Below are 19,413 nucleotides of genomic sequence, written 5' to 3'. Positions count from 1 at the left end.
AGCAATTAGCGTATAGTAATACGGTAATATCGGTCCCCAGAAGATAGAAGGGGTATGAACATATGACTGTATCCATGAACGCAAAAACTCCGCCTATTGATTTTAAAGTGGTCAAGGCTGCTGCGCCCGTACGTCACAGCGTAACTGAAAGTATCCGCAACTCGATTGCAGTTGGATATTTCACAGCTGGCCAGCGCATCACTGAACGCGATTTGTGTGAGATGACGGGTGTCAGCCGCACGGCTGTGCGTGAAGCTCTTCGTCAGCTGGAAAGTGAAGGCCTTGTTGAAGTTGTTCCGCATCGCGGGCCGATTGTGGCACGTCTGAAGCCAGAGCAGGCTGAAGGGATCTATCAGGTTCGGATAGAGCTTGAAGGGTTGGCGTGCGAGCTTTTTGCTCGCAATGCAACGGACGAAGATATTGATGCGCTCAAAGCCGCTTTTGAGGTACTCAAGCAAGGTGACAAAGTCACCGATCCACTGGAACGCTTGCAAGCCAAGAATGCATTTTATGACTGCTTGATTTTCGGCGCACATAACGAAGCGCTAGGTCACACGCTGTCATCGCTCAATGCGCGGGTTATGGTTTTGCGTGCGACATCGCTTGGCGCCCCGGGACGTACGCGTGAAAGCCTGGCTGAACTTGAAGAGGTGGTTGGCCATCTGGCTGCTCGACGCGGCATGGAGGCACGCAAGGCAGCGGCTTACCACGTCATGAACGCGGGCAAAGTTGCAATCGCTATCCTGCGGGCGCGGATTGCAGAAGAGGCTGATGCCTGATTATTATGCCGGGGTTTTTACCCCGGCATTTTCTTTTGCGCTCTATATCCCTGGCGTAGCGCCGCCATCGACATTGATGACTGTGCCATGCACATAGGCAGCGGCGGGGCTGCACAGGAAGCGCACCACATCAGCTACTTCATCTGCTTCGCCGTATCGCTGTATGCCCTGTGCCTCGCGAATTTCTTCGCGTGCAGACTCGATAGAAATATTGCGCTCCTGTGCCAGCACTTCAATCCGGCGAGCAAGACGATCAGTTACGATATGGCCGGGGCACAAGGTGTTGATCCGCATTCCTGTACCTTGTGCGCGCTTGGAGATCGCCTTGGTAAAATTGATGAGCGCGGAGTTGACTGAGCCGCCAATCGTGAAGTCTGGCTCCGGCGTATGTGCGCCAACGCCCGATATATTCACGATAGTGCCCTTACTGTGAGACAGGGCATCCCATGCGGCGCGGCAAAAGCGAACAGTTGCGTGGAACTTGAGGGCAAATCCCTCATGAAAATCTTCGTCCGTCAGAGATAGGAAATCGCCGCGCTTGGTTGCGCCAGCATTGTTGATCAGCGCATCAATTTGTCCGGTGGCTGCAAGCGTTTCGGATACGACTTTTTCAGCGGCACCAGCCTGTGAAAGATCGGCAGCAACGATGACGAATTTCGGCGAACCGGCGGCGAGGGCGAGTTGCGCGGTCTCTTCCAGCGCTGCCTCATCACGAGCGCATAGGCTCAGTGTGAATCCATCTTTTGCCAGTCCAATAGCAAAAGCTCGACCCAGTCCACGGCTGGCTCCAGTGACAATTGCAGTGCGCATTTTTTACTCTCTTGTGAATGCTTCTGGCAGTATTTCAGATTTTTCTATTTAAATACAGTTAGATAAAAGAAAAATCGTAAAATTGCCTCCAGTTGATTTTTCATTATTGTATTACGGTATGATCATGCTATCGTATTCTCGCACTGTCAATCGGGGTTGCGGTTTTTGAGTTACTGAGATCGTTTAAGTGATCCGCTTCAAAAACCTCCCCTTCCGTAACTAAGGCGTCAGATGCAAGGCTGTGGTGGTTTAAAAGTCAGCTTGAATGGGTTCAGTCACAATGCTGTGCATCGTGTTGTTGCCGTGTTTGCCACACAAGTTAAACGGATCGGTTTCGGGCTGACGCCCGCCCGCCGCTCCATCGGAATTTCTGCCCGCGTTGCCCAGTCATTGCCTTTATGGCCGCACCAGATGCGCAGTACGGCCATTTCGTCGCCGACTGTATTAAGCTGGAAGACATTTCCCGTTTTTACATCGACGCCAAAACTGAATGACTGGCTGGTGCCAGGGCTGACTTCACCGAGGTCTACTGAAAACCAATGTGCAATGGAAGCAGAGCATACCAATGCGGTTTTGCCACTGTTTTTGACTGTAATATCAAGCGACTGTGTATCAACTGCGGCAGATGCGGTATTAAACCCAAGAATTGCTGTAGCAAGAAAGGTGAAGTGAGTTTTCATTTTGAAACATATCTCCCGATTATACTTTAAAAATCGTCCGGGATTGAATAAATAGTCAACAGAAATCTATAAATGGGAACAATAAAATGATAAGAGTAATAGCAGGAACAGTCGGTAGCGCTGTGCTGGCTCTCGCCTTAAGTGGCTGGATGGCAAGTAGTGCGTTGGCCGAGCAAATTACATCCATCGCTATTCTGGCCCCGGAAATGGGAACCGATATGGGCTGGAACCAGCAGGGCGTTGATGCTGCCAAGGCAGCAGGTGAGGCGGCTGGCGTGAAGGTAATTGTTGCCGAAAATCTTGGTTACGGCGATGTTCGCCCGACTTTGCGCGAACTTGCTGAAGATGGCGCTGGTCTGCTGATCGCGCATGCTTCGGGTTATAACACATCCGCCCCTGAAATCGGCGCTGAAATGAATATTCCGGTCGCGATTGTCGACAGTCCGGATAAACTTGCTGAAGGAAAAATTGCGGATTACACGGCTGCCGGTAGCGATGGTGCTTATCTCGCGGGCCGACTGGCCGCAAAGATGAGCAGGACCAAAGTTGTTGGTATCGTTGTCTCTGGTGAGCCACCATCGTGGAACAACATGTCGGTGGCTTTTGCGCAAGGTGTAAAAGCTGAAAACCCGGCAGTCGAAGTTCGCTATGCGGTGATTGGACCAGCTGCATATGCTGATGCTGCTGGTGGTAAGCGAGTTGCTGAAACCGTTATCGCTTCTGGTGCTGACATCATCTTTGGACAGGGCAATGGTTCCAGTTTCGGGATGTTGCAGGCCGTCGAAACAACGCCTGCTACCGATGGTGGAAAAGCTTATTTTATCGATGTGATCGGCGACAAAACGTCCATTGATAAGGGTAACCTTCTTTCCTCTGTTATCTGGGATCTGACGCCGGTTTATACCGCGATGATTAAAGATGTGAAGGATGGAAAATACGGCAGCCACAACTACAATATCAAGCTGAGTGACGGCAGTCTTCGCCTTCTGAAGACCAAGAACATTCCGGATGATGTCTGGAAGGAAATGGAAGCTCTTCAGGCTGACGTTGTTTCGGATGCCATTAAGGTGGAGCCGAAGTTCGATGCAGACAGTGTTCATGCACTGGTCAAGACCGTTGCCTCTAAGTGAGCCAGCCTGCTCTTAAACTCGTCCTGTCGCGCTGATCTTAGCATCTATTCTTGCTGGGTCGTCTAAGGCGCATGTGTGAATGCGGCTGGAGGTGATCCGGCAGGCAGCTACAGGGCGGATTTGCATGAAGGATAGTGAGATGCAGGCGTCAGTGATAAATGCAGCCTTCCCATCGAATTCTGCTGCAAAACCATTTGTTGGATTGCGTGGCATTACCAAGCGCTTTCCCGGAGTTATAGCCAATAATAATGTCAGTGCGGACATATGGCCCGGCGAAGTCCATGTACTGTTGGGTGAGAACGGTGCGGGTAAATCCACATTGGTTGGTATGTTGTCAGGGCTTCAGCAGCCCGATGGTGGCGTCATCGAAATTGATGGGGCGACCGTCAATATAACATCCCCTCGTCACGCTCTGACATTAGGAATAGGCACAGTATTTCAGCACTCGATGCTGGTGCCAAGTCTAACAGTGGTCGATAATTTCACACTCGGCGGGAAATGGTGGCGCAAGCCTGATCGCAACGGCATAGCAAAACGTATCAATGAAACCGCAAGCCGCATTGGTCTACGCGTTGAACCTTTTGGGCTAGTTTCCAGCCTGTCTCTTGGCGAGCGGCAGCAAGTTGAAATTCTGCGTGCCCTTATGCGCGGAAGTCGCTGTCTCATTCTGGATGAAGCGACCGCTATGCTGACCCCCAATGAGGCTGTTTCGCTAGGGCAGTTGATGCGCCGTCTGGTTGCTGAAGGGCTAGCGGTGATTTTCATCACCCATAAGCTCAATGAAGCACTGGCCTATGGTGACCGTATTTCTGTGCTGCGCCTTGGTAAAAATGCTGGTGCTATCCCTCCCGAAGAACTCCATGCCAATAATGACCAGCAAAATACGTCCAATATTATCCGTATGATGTTTGGACAGTCTGCAACGGATGACAGCGTCAACGATTATCGCGCTACCCGGGAGCTTGGCGCTGTTGTGCTTGAGGTATCAAAGCTTTACTCAGGAGCGGGGCGCATTCCTGTTCGTGATGTTTCTATCGTTCTCAGATCAAAGGAAGTCCTTGGTGTTGCTGGCATCGACGGCAATGGTCAAAAAGAACTGGCGGAGGCTCTCGCCGGGCAAACGCCTTCCTCAGGAAGTGTAAAGCTGCATGGTACCGAAATCGGCTCTCTTACAGTGGGCGAACGTCGCGCAGCGGGGCTGCGCTATGTGACAGATGATCGGCTGGGTGAGGGCACGGTTGGTACCTTCGCCGTGGCGACCAACTTTTTGCTTAAAGATATTGGTGCATCGCCTTTCTGGAAAAAAGGTATCGAAAAGCCACAGTCCATTCGTTCACAGGCTCAGGAGCATGTGCGTAACTTTGATATTCGTACGCCGGATGTTCAGACCCCTGTTGGAACTCTGTCAGGTGGAAATATCCAGAAAGTGTTGCTGGCGCGAGAACTCACAGGGTCTGCGGAAGCTGTTATTTTTGCAAAGCCGACCTATGGTCTTGATGTGAAAAACATTCGTGCAACACGCGAGCGTATTCGTGAAGCGGCAGATGCCGGAAAAGCCGTTCTGCTGATCTCGACAGACCTTGATGAGCTTCTTGAACTTGCAGATCGGGTTGCCGTTATTGATCAGGGCAGGATCGTGGGAACAGTTCAGAATGGTGTGGGCGCACGCGATGCAATTGGCCGCCTGATGAGTACCGGAGAAGAAGAATGAGTGATCAACAGGCTGGCACGGCTGGACTGGCTGGCCCTACCATGCGTTCGCCCTTTGCTGCATGGGGCAAAATACTGACGGTCAGTATTGGTCCCCTGATTGCGGCTCTGATGCTAGGCGGGCTTATCCTTTTGGTAATGGGTGTCAATCCATTGAGCTATTACGCTTATGTTGTGGAGCGGGCGATCTTATCTTCATCGGGCTTGTCTGCGACGCTGACCCGAATGGGTCCTTTTCTGCTGATTGCAGCGAGCCTCATTGTCGCATTTCGTGCAGGTATCTGGAACCTTGGCGGTGATGGGCAGTTTCTGCTCGCTGCTGTTATTGTTGCTGCGACGACGCCGTTGATGCACGCGGCAGGGATTCCGATTTGGCTTAATCTGGCACTGGGATTGGTAATTGGACTGGTCATCGGCGCGCTCTGGGGACTGTTGCCAGCAATGCTTAAAGCATGGCATGGGATTAACGAAATTATCACGACCCTGATGATGAGCTTTCTCGGCGTGTCGCTCGCCAATGTTCTGGTTAAACTGGCATTTCTTGACCCCGCGACGACAACACCTCAGACCCGTACTTTGCCGGTTGATGCGCGGTTGCCAAAGCTGTTTGACACGACCATCTCGTCAGGCTTGATTGTGGGACTGGTTGTTATCATTGCAATGCATCTGATGATGACACGCACTTCTTTTGGTATGAAGTTACGTCTTGTCGGGGCTAATCCACGTGCGGCCGTTCATGCGGGACTTTCGGTGCCCAAACTCACGATCGCTGTGTTTGCAATTTCAGCTGGGCTGGCCGGCCTTTCTGGTGCCGTTGATATTCTGGGCACACAGGGTAATGTCCGTGCTGACTGGAACCCAGCTTACAGCCTCACTGTCGTGCCTCTCGTCTTTCTCGCTCGACTGAATGGGTTTGGATCGATCGCCTATGTCTTTCTGTTTTCGGCGCTGACGATTGGTGGCGAAAGCGCTGCGCGTCGTTTGGGGGTGCCCAGCTTCTTCTCACTGGTCATTGTAGCTCTTTTGCTGGTCACGCTGGCACTGGCTGAATATATCGACAAAAATCGCCAATCCCGTGCGAAGATCTGAGGACGCACCATGTCACTCTTTACCGAAAGCTTCATCATAACCTTATTCCTTGGTGCAATCGCTGCAGGAACCCCCTTGTTGCTTGCAGGACTTGGCGAACAACTATCCGAGAAGGCCGGTGTGCTCAATATTGGTCTTGAGGGAATGATGCTTGCTGGCGCATATGCGGGCTTTCTCGTCGCATGGAGTACGGGAAATATGGGGCTCGGCTTTGTTGGCGGAGCTGCAGCAGGCGCAATAGTCGCGTCATTTATGGCGCTTCTATGTGTCCGGCTGGGCCTTAATCAGATTGTTATCGGTATTGCTCTTACGCTCGCAATACAAGGACTGACAGCACTGCTACATTTTGTGCAGTTTTCTCGTAGTTATCCGCGTCTTGATGGTGCTGCAAAGTGGCCAGTCTGGCCTCTCTCTGAAATTCCAATTCTCGGCCCGATTTTGTTTAACCACAATCCGATCGTCTATTTGGCTGTCGCGCTAGTTGCAGTTTTTGCATGGGTTTACAGAATGACCCATTGGGGTACGGCGTTGCAGGCAGCTGGTGATAAGCCTGCTGCACTGGATGCAACGGGTGTTGATGTTGTGCGAACCCGCAGCGCCGCGGTATTGATAACCGGAGCACTTGCGGGCCTTGGCGGTGCCTTTATGTCAGTGGCCGTCGCAGGGGTGTTCATCCCGTTTATGAGCCACGGCAATGGCTTCATTGCGATTGTCCTTGCAATGCTTGCACGGGGCAAACCCCTTTGGGTGCTTGGTGGAGCGCTTCTCTTTGGAGCGAGCCTGTCGCTTGCCACAGCTTTGCAGGTCGCGGGCGTTAATGTGCCAACGGACGTGATACAAATGCTACCATTTGTCATGGTGATGCTGGTGCTTCTGATCGCAGGGCGAAAGGCCAGCCTTCCGCAGGCGCTGGGCGAAAGTTTTGTGCGCGGGGCACGCTGACAAGCTGGTGCTCGACGGTATCAACCCGGCTGATGTCAGCCTGATCTGCAATGGCGGGGATGTGGTGCTGGGTATTCCTGAGAGCAAACCCGGTGCCGGTGATGGCGGCCCCGTCGTCTCTATAAGACAGAAGATGAGCGGGTCGCAGAACTGCACGCCAATGTCTACGGTTCTGATGTCCAGCTATTGCCCGGCACTTTGCTTCCGGAAAAGCGGAATGGACTTGCCCTGATTTAATGAAGAGGTTCTGTCACTAATTTACGGTTTATCATCTCGAACTGGATCGGTGATTTATAGCCGGGTGCAGAAGATTGTGTTGCAAAAATATGATTTGCACGGAGCTCGACTTAACTCTAGGCGCAATTATGCAGCGAGTGCTTCGTATTGTTGTTTGATAGATAGTGCTTGTTGATATTCAAAGACGCCTTGCTGTTTGCGTATCATATGAATGAGCTCGATACCGGCGATCCTGCCCAAGAATATTATTCAGGTATTTAACCTGCCGTATTTCAATCAACTGGTCTGCGCCCGTGATCTCCCGACTATTGTTTGTAGCCTGCGCAACGACCAAATTGGCGCCGCTTCTATCAATGACGATCTTGTGCGCAAGCCCCATCGATTGCGATAGCTTTTCTAAAGATAGGTCGTACGCAACCAGGTTTCGGCGCACGGAAAGCATAAAATCAAGAGTTTGGCCATCTCGATCAACAGCCCAATACAGATATGTCTATTTTCCTTTGACCTTTACATAGGTCGTATCAACACGCCATGAGCCAAGGATTGGTCGTTTACGTCCTTGTGGCTGAGCAGCAGACTGTGGCGCATATTTAACACCCCACCGATTCAACGCTGCATAATAGCCAGAAGATCACGGGCACAGGCAAGCTGATTGAAATCCCGCAGGTCAAATACCTGAACAATATTCTTGAGCAGAATCATCGTTTTATCAAGCGGATTAAATGGACATGTTGGACTTCAGAGTGTTTTATTCCGCTTCAGCGGCAATCGTGGGCATAGAAGTTGCGCATATGATCCGTAGAAACCATTTCGCCAATGACAACTGTTCGTCATTCGAAGTCTTTGCCGAACTCGCGGCATAGGTGCGTCTAGGGATAAGGCCGAATTTGCCTGCTTGGGCATGTATCAACCGCAATTAACTCCCGATAAGTCCAGCGGTTGATTCTTGAATCGATTATTCAGGCTTCATTCTTGTATCTGACTATATAAAAATAGAATTTCAATTACAGTATATATTAAATCATGAAAATTTACATAATTAAATCGTAATATTTTTAATCAACTGATTTCATTTAATTATAATACTTAAGTTTATTATAATATTTATATATGGATTGAAAAATATGTTGTTTAATTGCAACGCTGTTAATAAGTTTCAAAATACTCTTTATTTTCACTTCATTATGAGTATTTTTCAAAATCGAATGTTTATTTTAAATTCTTTAATGTCAATATTATTATTTAGATATTTGATATTGAAGATTTATTTCATAAAAGGATAGCATATATGAATAATCCTAATTTCGTTGAATCTATTATTTACTCGAGCTTTCAAAGGCATAAGCGTTCATTGCGCGCATCCTCGTCGAATGCTGCAATAGTGGCGCTCATGGCTGCAGTAGTTTCGGTCGCATTATTTGATACACTCGATATAGCGCATGCCGAAGATTTGCGTGGGAATTCTTCATTGTCGCCTACTTCTACGCTTAACGGCACTGGTTATGGAAATGGCTGGGGGGGAGGAGATAGCAATCTGTTGACAAATGCTGATCTGCTTAAGGCTGTTAATGGGCGTGGGGGTAATGGAGCAAATGGTACAGATCCTTATTCCACCAACCATGGTGTAGGTGGGCAAGGTGGCGCAGTTGGGGCTTTAACAATCGATAGTAGTGTATCTGTTATTAGCGGTTCTAATGGATCTTCCGGCGCTGATCTTATTATTAGTAATGGTGGAAACAACAATGGCGCGGGCGGTGGCGGTGGCGGTGCTGGTGTTTATTTGACTGGAGAGGCGCAAACTTTTTCTGTTCGAGACGGACAAAAGGTTGTTGGAGGAACTGGTGGAACGGGTAGCTATACTAGAGGAAATGGAACCTATTCGGTTTCAGGTTACGGTGGTGGCGGCGGTGCCGGGGCAATTGTTTTGGACGCTGCATTAGTTATCAATGCTGGTGGTATTGTTATTGGGGGCGCCGGTGGAAACGGAGGGAATTCCTCCCAATATGCAAAAGATGGTGGTACCGGAGGTGACGGGATTGTTATAATTGGAGCCTCCGTCGAAAATTATGGTGAAGTAAGAGGCGGTAAAGGTGGGGCTGGAGGAACCGGAAACACTAGCAATAATAGTGGCTATGGAGTGAAAGGCGGCAGTGCGGTACGAATAGGTGATGGCGGAAAGCTCATTAACTCAGGACAATTAATAGCCGGAGAGCATGCCTCTGGTAGCGTAAACGATAAAATATTGGACCCAGCCGCGATAGCCATTGTCGGCAATAATACAACGCTTGAGTTACGGGCTGGTTCTGACATTCAGGGTAATGTTGTTGTTGCGGATGGCAAGACTGGCAATACACTAGTTTTAGGCGGTGCTGCAAACTCGACCTTTGCTGCGAACGAGATCGGCAAGGACAAGAAGTATGATGGCTTCGATGGTTATAAAAAAGCGGGTACTTCGACGTGGTCGTTGACAGGTGTAACGACTGAACGGACGAATTGGACTGTCGAAGGCGGTGCGTTGTCGATTGGTCAGGCTCTTAGTCTGGGTGATACCAGTGGTGTTTTGACCTTAAATGGTGGTGCATTGCAGACATCTGCTAATTTTGATTTTATTCGTAACATTACGGTTGGAGCCAATAACGGCACGATTGATGTCCAGTCGAATACGAATGGTTTTAATGGCATTATTTCCGGTGCGGGCAGCCTGACCAAAGCAGGATCTGGCAAAATGACTGTTACTGGCAAGCTTGACCAGCTTGGCGGGGTTAACATCAATGCGGGAACGTTACAGATCGGCAAGGGCGGTGTTGACGGCGCGATTGAACATAATGCTATGATTGCTCAAGGTGCTACGCTTGAGTTTAATCATTCCAACATTGAAAAATATGATGGTGTTTTGAGCGGCACTGGCACACTCAAGGTTGATAGCCCCGGCGGCGTTATATTGACCGCTGATAGCAGTGCATTCACCGGTAAGGCTGAGTTGAATGGCACAACGACCGTGAATGGCGTGCTTGGCGCGTCTGAGATCGTCGTCGGAAGCGGTGGTGAGTTAGATGGTACAGGCAGGGTTATAGGGAATACAATTGTTCAGTCAGGCGGCACCCTTGAGGGATCGCAAGGCACAACCATGACATTTGATCATAATCTTACGCTCGAAACCGGCAGTAAACTGGATTTGGAGTTGGGAACCGCGAGCAGTGCCGCACTATTTTCGGTCGGTGGTAATCTTACATTGAAGACGACTATAAATGTGTCTTCAATCGGTGGCTTTGGTGCAGGCACATACCGAATTTTTGATTATACAGGCAATTTGCTTAATGCTAACACGGTTTCAGCCGATGTCAGTTTTGGTTCCACTCCTCAAGGTGTTACGGTAGGTAACTTAACACTTGTCACATCGACCGCCAAGCAGGTTTCAATCCTTAACACTACGGGTGCAACCGTTAATTTCTGGGATGGCGCCAATCCGGGTGGCGGTTCCATTAATGGGGGCTCTGGAACATGGAGCGCGCTTGGCAACAATTGGACGGATGAAAGCGGCAACGCAACCAATCCATGGACAACTGGTGAATTTGCTATTTTCCAAGGTACCGGCGGAACGGTTACGATTGATAATGCCGGTACCGCAGTTTCAGCGTCTGGATTGCAGTTTGGTGTTGATGGTTACAAGATTGATGGTCAACCTCTGGAGCTGAAAGAAGCCGCAAGTGCAACCCCTATCATTCGTGTTGGCGATGGGACTTTGGCCGGCAAGGACATGACTGCGACGATTTCTTCGCAGCTTCAAGGCACCCAAGGCTTCGTGAAAACTGACTTCGGCACTCTTATTCTGACTGGTGAGAACACCTACACTGGCGACACCAAAGTCCAAAATGGTACGCTTCAGATTGGTGACGGCGGTACGAGCGGCAGTGTTGTTGGCAATATTATTGTCGGTACGAACGATTCAGATGAAGCGCGTCTGGTTTACAATCGTTCTGATAATGTCACAGTGGCGAATGCCATTTCGGGCACGGGTACGCTGGAAAAACAGGGTGCTGGTACACTTATTCTAACCCATGAAAACACCTACACGGGCGGAACAGACGTTAAGCAAGGCGTTCTGCAACTGGGTAATGGTACTGATGCTGGCGGTGTTGGCGAAGGCGATATTCATCTTGCAGCAGGCACGCAGATTATTGTCGACAATGGCGCTCACGATACTCTTCTGACGCAGGAAATCTCCGGTGAAGGTGACGTTGTCAAGAAGTCGGAAGGCGTTCTGACGCTTGAAGGTGACAATACCTACACTGGCAATACTTTGATCGACAAAGGTACTGTATCTGTCAGTCGCAACACCAATCTTGGCGATGAAGTCAGTCAGGTGGTTATTGGTGACGGCGGCAAGCTGAATGCGACAGATACTTTCGAAACAGATCGTTCAATTTCTGTTAATTCGGGTACAGGCTCGTTAGGCGTGGATGCCGATAAAGTCTTGACTGTTAATAACGCAGTAACCGGTGCTGGTGCTTTGAAAAAAGAGGGTGACGGAACGCTGATCCTTAAGGGTGAGAATACCTATGCTGGCGGTACAAAAATCGATCAAGGAACGTTGCAGATCGGTGATGGTGGCTCGAAGGGCAGCTTAACCGGAAATGTTGATATTAACGACAATGCAAAGCTCACGATCGACCTTTCCAAAAACCACACGATTGATGGCGTGATTTCCGGCAACGGCGGCCTTGAGCAGAAAGGTCCTGGCACAACTACTTTGACGGGTGAGAACACCTATAAGGGCGGCACTGACATTACAGATGGCGTTCTGCAGGTTGGCTCGAACTCAAATCTCGGAGATGCTTCGGGTGCGATCAGAATTGATGGCGGTGCACTGCAAACATCGGACAACTTTGACACAGCGCGTAATGTTGAGCTGGGTTCGAAAGGTGGCGAAATTGATACGCAGGATAATACCAATAAGGTGACAGGTGTCATCTCCGGTCCTGGCCAGCTCATAAAAGATGGCTCCGGCACACTGATTCTAACTGGTGAGAACACCTATGAAGGTGGATCCAAGGTTGAAAATGGCATCTTGCAAATTGGTGATGGTGGTACATCAGGCAGTATCAAGGGGCCTGTTGAGCTAGGAGCGCCAGATAGTGCATTGGTGATTGATCTTGCGAAAAATATTACAATTGAAAGCGAAATCTCAGGCTCGGGTGGTCTGACACAGCAGGGTAGTGGCACCACGACGGTCACTGTACCAGCTACTTATACGGGCAACACCAAGATCACTGATGGAGAGTTGCATCTCGTTGGCGAAGGCAGCATTGCGCATTCTGCAAAAGTTGAAGTCGACGGTGTCCTTGATGCAACAGGCACCACTGACTCCAGCGTTGATCTTCAGAGCATCGACGGCAATGATAAGGGCATCATCAAAATCGGTGATAAAGACCTCAATATCACTGATGCAAAAGACGGTATCTTTGCTGGTACGATTGAAGGTACAGGTGGTGTTGACTTAAAGGATGGCACTCAGCGTCTCAGCGGAGAAAACACTTACACAGGTGGTACCAAGATTGACACTGATGGTACACTGATTATCGGTGACGGTGGTACGAAGGGTAGCGTGAAAGGCAAGATTGATGTCGATGGTACGCTGATTTACGATCGTTCCGATCGCTATACAGTGAACCCACTGGAAGGAAACGGTAATCTTGAGTTCCAGGGCAACGGCACTGGCGTTGTCGACAGCAAGCAGGAGCTGACGGGTGAAGTTGTTGTCAATGAAAACAATACGCTTGTCGTAGAAGGTGCTGGCGATCTAAGCAATTCTTCCGGTCTCACCAACAATGGTAATGTCGATGTTGCTGGTATCGATGCTGAAGATTTCCGTATCAAGCATTTGCTCGGTGAGGAAAGCGGTGAAGTCGCTCTTGGTGATAAGAATCTTGTTATCACTGAAGGTGATGGTAGCGAATACAAGGGCACTATAGATGGTACAGGTGGCCTAACAGTTGAAAAGGGCAAGCAAGTCCTTACCGGCGAGAACACGTATACGGGTGATACTAATATCTGGCCAACTGCCGAGCTGCAGCTTGGCAATGAAGACAAAGCGGGAAGTATTACATCAAACGTGGTCAACCAGGGCATATTATCGGGCAATGGATCGATGAAGGATCTGTTGAACAAAGGCACTGTCTCACCAGGTACGGATAAGAGCTTCGGCACGTTAACTGTTAATGGCAATTATACAAGTGAAAATGGCAAGTTGATCCTCCATGAAGAGCTTGGTGGCGATAACAGCAAGGGTGATCGTCTCGTAATTGCAGGCAACACATCGGGAACCACTGAAGTAACAGTTGTTAATCGTGGTGGCCTTGGAGCGCAGACGACGAATGGCATCAAAGTGATTGAAGTTGGTGGCCAATCTAATGGTGTGTTTAATCTGAATGGAGATTATACCAACTATCGTGGTGCGAGTGCTGTTGTTGCTGGTGCTTACGCGTATACGTTAGAAAAAGACGGTGTCACTGATCCAGATGGCAACTGGTATCTGCGCAGTGATAGGAAAGACAATAAAGGTGAATCTGAATATCAGGCAGGTGTCCCGGTATATGGAAGCTCAGCTGCTGGTATAGCAATGATCAACCGTGGCGGGTTCGCAAGCTTTGGTTCACGCATGAATGCCGGTGGTACGAGTGCTGATGCTGATGACAGCCAGCAGAATGGCAATGCTGATGGTTCGATTGTCCGTGATCGTTACTTCTGGGGCCGTGTGCAGGGTGGTTCGAGCTCTTACAAACCAAATGGCAGCGTTACGGGTTCGACCTTTGGTACGAATGACTGGACACTACAGACAGGTCTTGATGGTCAGTTCGTCAACAACACATCTGGGCAGCTATTCGGTAGTGTATGGCTTGATTATACACGTAGCAAAATCCGCAGCTGGTCTGATTACGGCAGAGGCGAGACTAACGTAAATGGTTATGGCCTTGGCGGTGCAGTCACCTGGTATGGTTCCAACGGCTTTTATATTGACGGACAGGGCAAAGCGACGTGGTATAAATCAGACTTTGAGTCAGATCGCCTCAGCGATACTCTGGCAAGCGGTGTAAAGAGTTTTGGTTATGCCCTCAGCCTCGAAGCTGGTCAGCGTGTTACAATCAACGATCGTTGGTCGGTTACACCACAGGCACAGCTCATCTGGTCATCTTTGAACACCGATAGCTATCGTGATGTGTTTGATGCTTATGTCGAAACACCAGACAACAACAGCTTAACAGGACGCATAGGTTTGGCTGCTAATTACACAACCGCATGGAAGGATGCGAACAATACCGATGCACAGTTTAGCGTGGGTGGTCTCGTTAATGTGTATCGCGAGCTGAAGAGCGGTGCAGATTATGTCACCGTATCGGGTGCTGATGTTCCAACCGGGACAATCGACAAAACCTGGGGTGAAATCGGAGCGACTGTAAATTATGGATGGGATAACAATAAATATTCCGTCTATGGCAAGCTCTCAGGCGCAACAAGCCTCGACAATTTTGGAGACAGCCATTCTGTCTCTGGTAATGTCGGCTTCCGATTGAAGTGGTAACAAATAGCCCACACACAAAACGAAGGCGGCGCATATTGCGCCGCCTTTCCAGTTGGACTTGTTCTGCAAAGAATCAGAATGCCTAATATCATCCCGGCTACACAAGTTGTTTTAGCAAATTAAAGCTGCGCTGTTCTCAGCAAGTTACAGATACGACAGATGCTGACATTCGCCAATCCGTCGCAAGGTACACTTGCGAGCATGGTGACCATATGCCGATCACCATCGTGAGCGCTTTGCAAACGTTTGCGGATTTTCTGCATCACGGCTGGCAAAACCCAATCGCGAAAAGGTGCGCCATTGCGTAGGGTGCTAGGTTTTCGACGAAGAACAGGCCTACAATGCCATGGGTCGTAGACCGTTTCTCCTCGATTAATGCTACGAGTAAGCGTGACAAAGACTGCATTAATCTGACATTTCTGAACATGGCAGAGTATATTTGGAAAGCGACAGAGCCGGTACAATATAGGCCGAGGGGAGTTTGTGTCCTGCGCTTCACACTGGCTTTCGTTCGTCGGAATAAAATGCTTAATATCAGAAATGACAGAACCCACTTCCGATCAGACCGAGCAGCTCGCTATTGCATTTGAACGCTTCACCCGCCGCTTCAAGGTGGTTATGTCGCAAATATTCTGGCTGGTTAAGGGCAGCCTCATTTTTGGACGCACTTATGCTGCGAGCTCCGCAAAGAGCTGGAATGGCAAGCGATTATTGTTGGCGAACTGCTTCTTGCGGATCATATGCGCCACTTCGATGCCAGCAATTGTTGCTGAAGCGCTGTGAAACGCCTTGAAGCCCAATGTGTGTTTTGTAATCCGCTTGATGAAGCGATGGTCCTGTTCAAGAATATTGTTGAGATATTTGACCTGAAGAATTTCGATCATTTTACCTGTACCGGTGATTTTCAGGATGTTGTTTACAGCCTGCGCACCAGCCAGATTGGCTCCACTTTTATCAATGACAATCTTGTGCGGAATACCATTGCTTGCTGGTTTTCATAAAGAAACGCCTTGCAGCGCCGAAATCTCGGCGCTCAGAGAGCATGAAATCAAGGGTTTGCACGTCACGATCAACCGCTCGATACAAATACGTCCATTTCCCTTTGACCTTTATATAGGTCTCGTCAACACGCCATGAGCCAAGCGTTGTGCGTTTACGTTCTTGTGCCTGCGCAGCAATCTGCGGCGCGTAACGAACAACCCAACGGTTCAAGGTTGCATGGTCAACCTCGACACCACGTTCAGCCATAATCTCCTGCAGATCGCGATATGAAACTGAATAGCGGACATAGAAGAAAACGGCGTAAAGAATGACACTTTTCGGGAAGTGAGTACCTTTGAAATCCACCGCCATCCGCTTCCACCTCATTCAGTTACATGCAACGATCCTGACATAGCTCAACAGAACTGAAAAATTTGCGACAAAACCTCGTGACGTGCAAACCCTTGATTTCATGCTCTCTGAGCGCCGAGATTTCGGCGCTGCAAGGCGTTTCTTTATGAAAACCAGCAAGCAATGGTATTCCGCACAAGATTGTCATTGATAAAAGTGGAGCCAATCTGGCTGGTGCGCAGGCTGTAAACAACATCCTGAAAATCACCGGTACAGGTAAAATGATCGAAATTCTTCAGGTCAAATATCTCAACAATATTCTTGAACAGGACCATCGCTTCATCAAGCGGATTACAAAACACACATTGGGCTTCAAGGCGTTTCACAGCGCTTCAGCAACAATTGCTGGCATCGAAGTGGCGCATATGATCCGCAAGAAGCAGTTCGCCAACAATAATCGCTTGCCATTCCAGCTCTTTGCGGAGCTCGCAGCATAAGTGCGTCCAAAAATGAGGCTGCCCTTAACCAGCCAGAATATTTGCGACACAGCCGTTTGTCCTTGCCATTTTCTCCCGCTCGATATTCATCCAGCGCATCCAGATAGGCTGTAGAGGAGGTTGTAATCGAGATCCCATTCATAGCCTCACGGCAGGTCAGAAGCTCTCCTTTTTCCTGATTTGCTTCATATTCGAGCGCGGTGGATTTTCCAATTCCTGGCTCGCCGAGCAAAACGACATAGGGCATACCACGCAGTTCACTAAGGCGACGTTCAATGACTTCGCCCTCAAGCGCCAGAGAAACACGTCTGTCTAAAGCTGTTTTGATCATATATCCAAGGTAGTATTTATTGGAGCTGCCTATCAATCGAGTCGGCTCTTTTCTCAACAACATTCGGGGATGCTTTTGAAACGGGATATGGACTTGATGCGGGATTTACTTTTGCAGATTGAAGAGTTAGATCAAGGCTTTGGCAGCGAAGTCGAGATTGAATCGAGGGCTCACGAGCCACAGGTCATTGCCGAGCATCTTCGATTACTCCTTGAGGCCCGGCTCATTGACGGCGACACCGTTCCAGACGATGAGTTTCCGTTTGACCATGTCATGCCGACGCGGCTGACTTGGGCAGGACACGACTTCATAGGAAGTGTAAGAGACCCAGAAATCTGGAAAAAGACGAAGGAGGGGGCACTATCCGCAAAAGGCTTCACGCTTGACCTTTTGCAGGACCTCGCGAAGGGATTCATCAAAAAGAAAATCGCAGATCGGACAGGAATTCCACTTTGAGGCACCCTTTGACTTCAACCACGGTACAAAGCTAGCGCGCGTCGCGACAATTAGCTTGATGGGGCGTCAACGGATCATATGCGCCAGCAAGGGGGTCAGAGATATTAGTCATGATACATCGGGTAGAACCTATCGTTGGATAGCCTACGACACGCTATGTGGTCGTTAATCCTACAGCGTTATCAAACCGTGTGCTAAGTGATTAAAATGACTTCAGATTCGCACTTTTGCAATGCCGTTTTCAGATATCGCTCAATTCAGTCACTGCTTGGTGAGCACGAAGAGTTGGAGCGCCAGACTGTTTATTTCTCACCACCTGAGTATCTCAACGATCCGATGGAAGGTCTGCGACAGATCTATTGGCGAGGAGATCGTGTAACTTGGCGCAACCTGTTGCGTCACTACATTATTTGCATTCACAATCGTTTCTTTGAAGCCCTCTTAAGTCGGGATACAGAATGCTTACCGTCAGATACGATTGCCGTATTTCAGTCACTACACAATTTTCCAACATCTCAGGTAAAATCGTTATGCCAAGCTTGTATAACGGCCGTCGAAGCTAGTGATCTTCATACTGCCTTACTTGATTTCCTTGCGAAGGCAGACCGTGACATTAGTTTCACAGAATTGCAGCAGTTACTCCGGGCAGTTCATTTAGATTGGCTATACTTGATTCAAAAAGCCTTCGAAGATCGAGCATTGGTCCCATCTACCGACGGGGGACCACCCGATTCAGCGGCGGCGGTCAAAGTCATTCGCACGCTCCAGGCAACAAATCCAGAAATTCGAGAAAAGTATTCTATTATTGGTCTCGATGTCATTCATGAAGTTCAGCAGCACATGGCTCAGCAAATGACAATTTTGACGGCCATTGAGAATGCAAATTCTTTGAATCCGAAGCGCGAAAGTCTCTTTTTCGAATTCACCTCAGAATACCTCAGCAACCTTTTGAAGCTTGTATATCCTCCATGGTTTGTTGCATGCTTTTCGACGCGGCATGATAATGCAGCGATGTGGAGCTACTATGCAGACAATCATCGTGGGTGCTGTCTTGTGTTCCGAAAACAACAAACAACCGGCGGTATGCAACTTCGCCTACACGGTCCCAACGGTTATGGAGCACGAGGCATTACAAGAAGCAGCCAAAATATGCCGCTCGAACCGGTGTGCTATGCTGTACAGGAACAGCAGATTGAATTTTTCACAAACATTGGTCGCTTACCCGTGGAACAGCTTCGCCGCGACTGGTTTAGTGATTATGAAGGCAACATATCAACTCTTGCGGAACACCTCAACCAAGACAAGCAAGAATCATGGCGAAGCGGCTATTGGGGTAATTTCGCACCGCCACTCCTTCGAAAACTACCAGACTGGCGACATGAGGAAGAACTCCGGATCGTGATTTCCGATATATTGGGCATCCACGAAACACCTGAAGGTCGGACATACACATATGATTATGATACGCTAGACGGTATCATTTTCGGAATAAACACCAGCCTGTCAGACAAAGTAAGGATTATGCAAATTCTGGATAAAAAACTTGGCGCCAGAACGGTATCCGAGCCATTCAAGTTCTTTCAGGCCCGCTATAATGCTCGGTCAGGATGCATCGAGACTCATCATATGAGCTTGCTCCAACACAAGCGGACATAATAGCTTGTCGGTTTTCGCCGAAGATTGATCAACCAATGAGAGTGTATCGTGGACCTGCATTCCTGCGCAATTAATATTTCCCTGAGCCCTACGAATGGATTCTTGACTGGCAATCTAAAAGCGAAGCTGGGTAACCTGGTCGGGATTGAATTGCACCTGACATTGACTATTAACAATATCTGATA

The 19,413-nt window shown here is 49.1% G+C and carries 12 protein-coding genes and 4 pseudogenes; 11 read left to right on the top strand and 5 right to left on the bottom strand.

Going from position 1 to position 19,413, the window contains the following annotated elements; translation table 11 throughout:
• Nucleotides 1-74: 74 nt before the first annotated feature.
• On the top strand, nucleotides 75-779 hold the full coding sequence (locus tag H5024_RS20315; RefSeq protein ID WP_210309773.1) for a GntR family transcriptional regulator: 705 nt from the start codon (nucleotides 75-77) through the stop codon (nucleotides 777-779).
• Nucleotides 780-821: 42 nt separating this feature from the next.
• Here H5024_RS20315 and H5024_RS20310 read toward each other — a convergent pair whose 3' ends face one another.
• Both H5024_RS20310 and H5024_RS20305 read right to left on the bottom strand, forming a co-directional pair.
• Entirely contained in the window at nucleotides 822-1,589 is a 768-nt protein-coding gene (locus tag H5024_RS20310) for an SDR family oxidoreductase (protein WP_187549000.1), read from the bottom strand.
• A 275-nt stretch (nucleotides 1,590-1,864) separates the two neighbouring features.
• The gene (locus H5024_RS20305; protein ID WP_187548999.1) at nucleotides 1,865-2,269 is read right to left on the bottom strand and encodes a hypothetical protein; all 405 of its coding nucleotides are present in this window, start codon (nucleotides 2,267-2,269) and stop codon (nucleotides 1,865-1,867) included.
• Nucleotides 2,270-2,355: 86 nt separating this feature from the next.
• Here H5024_RS20305 and H5024_RS20300 point away from each other — a divergent pair, with 86 nt between their 5' ends.
• The 5 genes from H5024_RS20300 to H5024_RS20280 all read left to right on the top strand — a co-directional run bounded on the left by H5024_RS20300 (nucleotide 2,356) and on the right by H5024_RS20280 (nucleotide 7,372).
• The gene (locus H5024_RS20300; RefSeq protein ID WP_187548998.1) at nucleotides 2,356-3,399 is read left to right on the top strand and encodes a BMP family protein; all 1,044 of its coding nucleotides are present in this window, start codon (nucleotides 2,356-2,358) and stop codon (nucleotides 3,397-3,399) included.
• Nucleotides 3,400-3,538: 139 nt separating this feature from the next.
• The gene (locus H5024_RS20295) at nucleotides 3,539-5,110 is read left to right on the top strand and encodes an ABC transporter ATP-binding protein (protein WP_187548997.1); all 1,572 of its coding nucleotides are present in this window, start codon (nucleotides 3,539-3,541) and stop codon (nucleotides 5,108-5,110) included.
• The gene (locus tag H5024_RS20290; RefSeq protein ID WP_187548996.1) at nucleotides 5,107-6,198 is read left to right on the top strand and encodes an ABC transporter permease; all 1,092 of its coding nucleotides are present in this window, start codon (nucleotides 5,107-5,109) and stop codon (nucleotides 6,196-6,198) included. Before H5024_RS20295 ends, H5024_RS20290 begins: the two co-directional genes overlap by 4 nt.
• 9 nt (nucleotides 6,199-6,207) lie before the next feature.
• Nucleotides 6,208-7,140 (top strand): ABC transporter permease, encoded by a 933-nt coding sequence (locus H5024_RS20285; RefSeq protein ID WP_187548995.1) that lies wholly within the window; start codon nucleotides 6,208-6,210, stop codon nucleotides 7,138-7,140.
• The gene (locus H5024_RS20280) at nucleotides 7,121-7,372 is read left to right on the top strand and encodes a hypothetical protein (RefSeq protein WP_187548994.1); all 252 of its coding nucleotides are present in this window, start codon (nucleotides 7,121-7,123) and stop codon (nucleotides 7,370-7,372) included. The genes H5024_RS20285 and H5024_RS20280 overlap by 20 nt, the downstream gene beginning before the upstream one ends.
• Nucleotides 7,373-7,606: 234 nt before the next feature.
• On the opposite strand, the pseudogene H5024_RS21435 reads toward H5024_RS20280, so the two are convergent.
• Nucleotides 7,607-7,996, bottom strand: a pseudogene (locus H5024_RS21435) (DDE-type integrase/transposase/recombinase); the annotation flags it as partial.
• Between H5024_RS21435 and H5024_RS20270 the strand changes: the two are divergent.
• Both H5024_RS20270 and H5024_RS20265 read left to right on the top strand, forming a co-directional pair.
• Nucleotides 7,990-8,240 (top strand): annotated as a pseudogene (locus H5024_RS20270) (DDE-type integrase/transposase/recombinase); the annotation flags it as partial. The pseudogenes H5024_RS21435 and H5024_RS20270 sit on opposite strands and share 7 nt — an antisense overlap.
• 527 nt (nucleotides 8,241-8,767) lie before the next feature.
• Nucleotides 8,768-14,956 carry an autotransporter outer membrane beta-barrel domain-containing protein gene (locus tag H5024_RS20265; RefSeq protein ID WP_187548993.1) on the top strand — a complete coding sequence of 2,063 codons (6,189 nt, stop codon included), beginning with the start codon at nucleotides 8,768-8,770 and terminating at the stop codon, nucleotides 14,954-14,956.
• A gap of 173 nt (nucleotides 14,957-15,129) precedes the next feature.
• On the opposite strand, the pseudogene H5024_RS21430 reads toward H5024_RS20265, so the two are convergent.
• Together H5024_RS21430 and H5024_RS20260 are read right to left on the bottom strand one after the other, a co-directional pair.
• Nucleotides 15,130-15,339, bottom strand: a pseudogene (locus H5024_RS21430) (IS21 family transposase); the annotation flags it as partial.
• A gap of 285 nt (nucleotides 15,340-15,624) precedes the next feature.
• A protein-coding gene (locus H5024_RS20260; protein WP_247875408.1) for an IS6 family transposase occupies nucleotides 15,625-16,309 on the bottom strand; the annotation gives its coding sequence in 2 pieces (ribosomal slippage) (nucleotides 15,625-15,937 and nucleotides 15,936-16,309; 687 coding nt in all).
• A gap of 76 nt (nucleotides 16,310-16,385) precedes the next feature.
• On the opposite strand from H5024_RS20260, the pseudogene H5024_RS20255 reads away from it, so the two are divergent.
• The 3 genes and pseudogenes from H5024_RS20255 to H5024_RS20245 all read left to right on the top strand — a co-directional run.
• Nucleotides 16,386-16,785: pseudogene (locus H5024_RS20255) on the top strand (DDE-type integrase/transposase/recombinase); the annotation flags it as partial.
• Nucleotides 16,786-17,191: 406 nt separating this feature from the next.
• Nucleotides 17,192-17,572 (top strand): DUF2513 domain-containing protein, encoded by a 381-nt coding sequence (locus tag H5024_RS20250; RefSeq protein ID WP_187548992.1) that lies wholly within the window; start codon nucleotides 17,192-17,194, stop codon nucleotides 17,570-17,572.
• A 207-nt stretch (nucleotides 17,573-17,779) separates the two neighbouring features.
• A complete protein-coding gene (locus tag H5024_RS20245; protein WP_187548991.1) occupies nucleotides 17,780-19,228 on the top strand; it encodes a DUF2971 domain-containing protein in 1,449 nt (482 codons plus the stop codon).
• Nucleotides 19,229-19,413 lie beyond the last annotated feature (185 nt).

Source organism: Ochrobactrum sp. Marseille-Q0166 (assembly GCF_014397025.1).
In the GTDB taxonomy this organism is placed as follows: Bacteria; Pseudomonadota; Alphaproteobacteria; order Rhizobiales; family Rhizobiaceae; genus Brucella.
The sequence above is the reverse complement of the archived record's forward strand: the minus strand, read 5'-3'. Positions and strand labels throughout refer to the sequence as shown.

Bases quoted from the DNA above. Each gene is read 5' to 3' on its own strand.
- H5024_RS20315 (WP_210309773.1), top strand. From the start codon at position 75: ATGAACGCAAAAACTCCGCCTATTGATTTTAAAGTGGTCAAGGCTGCT.
- H5024_RS20310 (WP_187549000.1), bottom strand. From the start codon at position 1,589: ATGCGCACTGCAATTGTCACTGGAGCCAGCCGTGGACTGGGTCGAGCT.
- H5024_RS20305 (WP_187548999.1), bottom strand. From the start codon at position 2,269: ATGAAAACTCACTTCACCTTTCTTGCTACAGCAATTCTTGGGTTTAAT.
- H5024_RS20300 (WP_187548998.1), top strand. From the start codon at position 2,356: ATGATAAGAGTAATAGCAGGAACAGTCGGTAGCGCTGTGCTGGCTCTC.
- H5024_RS20295 (WP_187548997.1), top strand. From the start codon at position 3,539: ATGCAGGCGTCAGTGATAAATGCAGCCTTCCCATCGAATTCTGCTGCA.
- H5024_RS20290 (WP_187548996.1), top strand. From the start codon at position 5,107: ATGAGTGATCAACAGGCTGGCACGGCTGGACTGGCTGGCCCTACCATG.
- H5024_RS20285 (WP_187548995.1), top strand. From the start codon at position 6,208: ATGTCACTCTTTACCGAAAGCTTCATCATAACCTTATTCCTTGGTGCA.
- H5024_RS20265 (WP_187548993.1), top strand. From the start codon at position 8,768: ATGGCTGCAGTAGTTTCGGTCGCATTATTTGATACACTCGATATAGCG.
- H5024_RS20245 (WP_187548991.1), top strand. From the start codon at position 17,780: ATGACTTCAGATTCGCACTTTTGCAATGCCGTTTTCAGATATCGCTCA.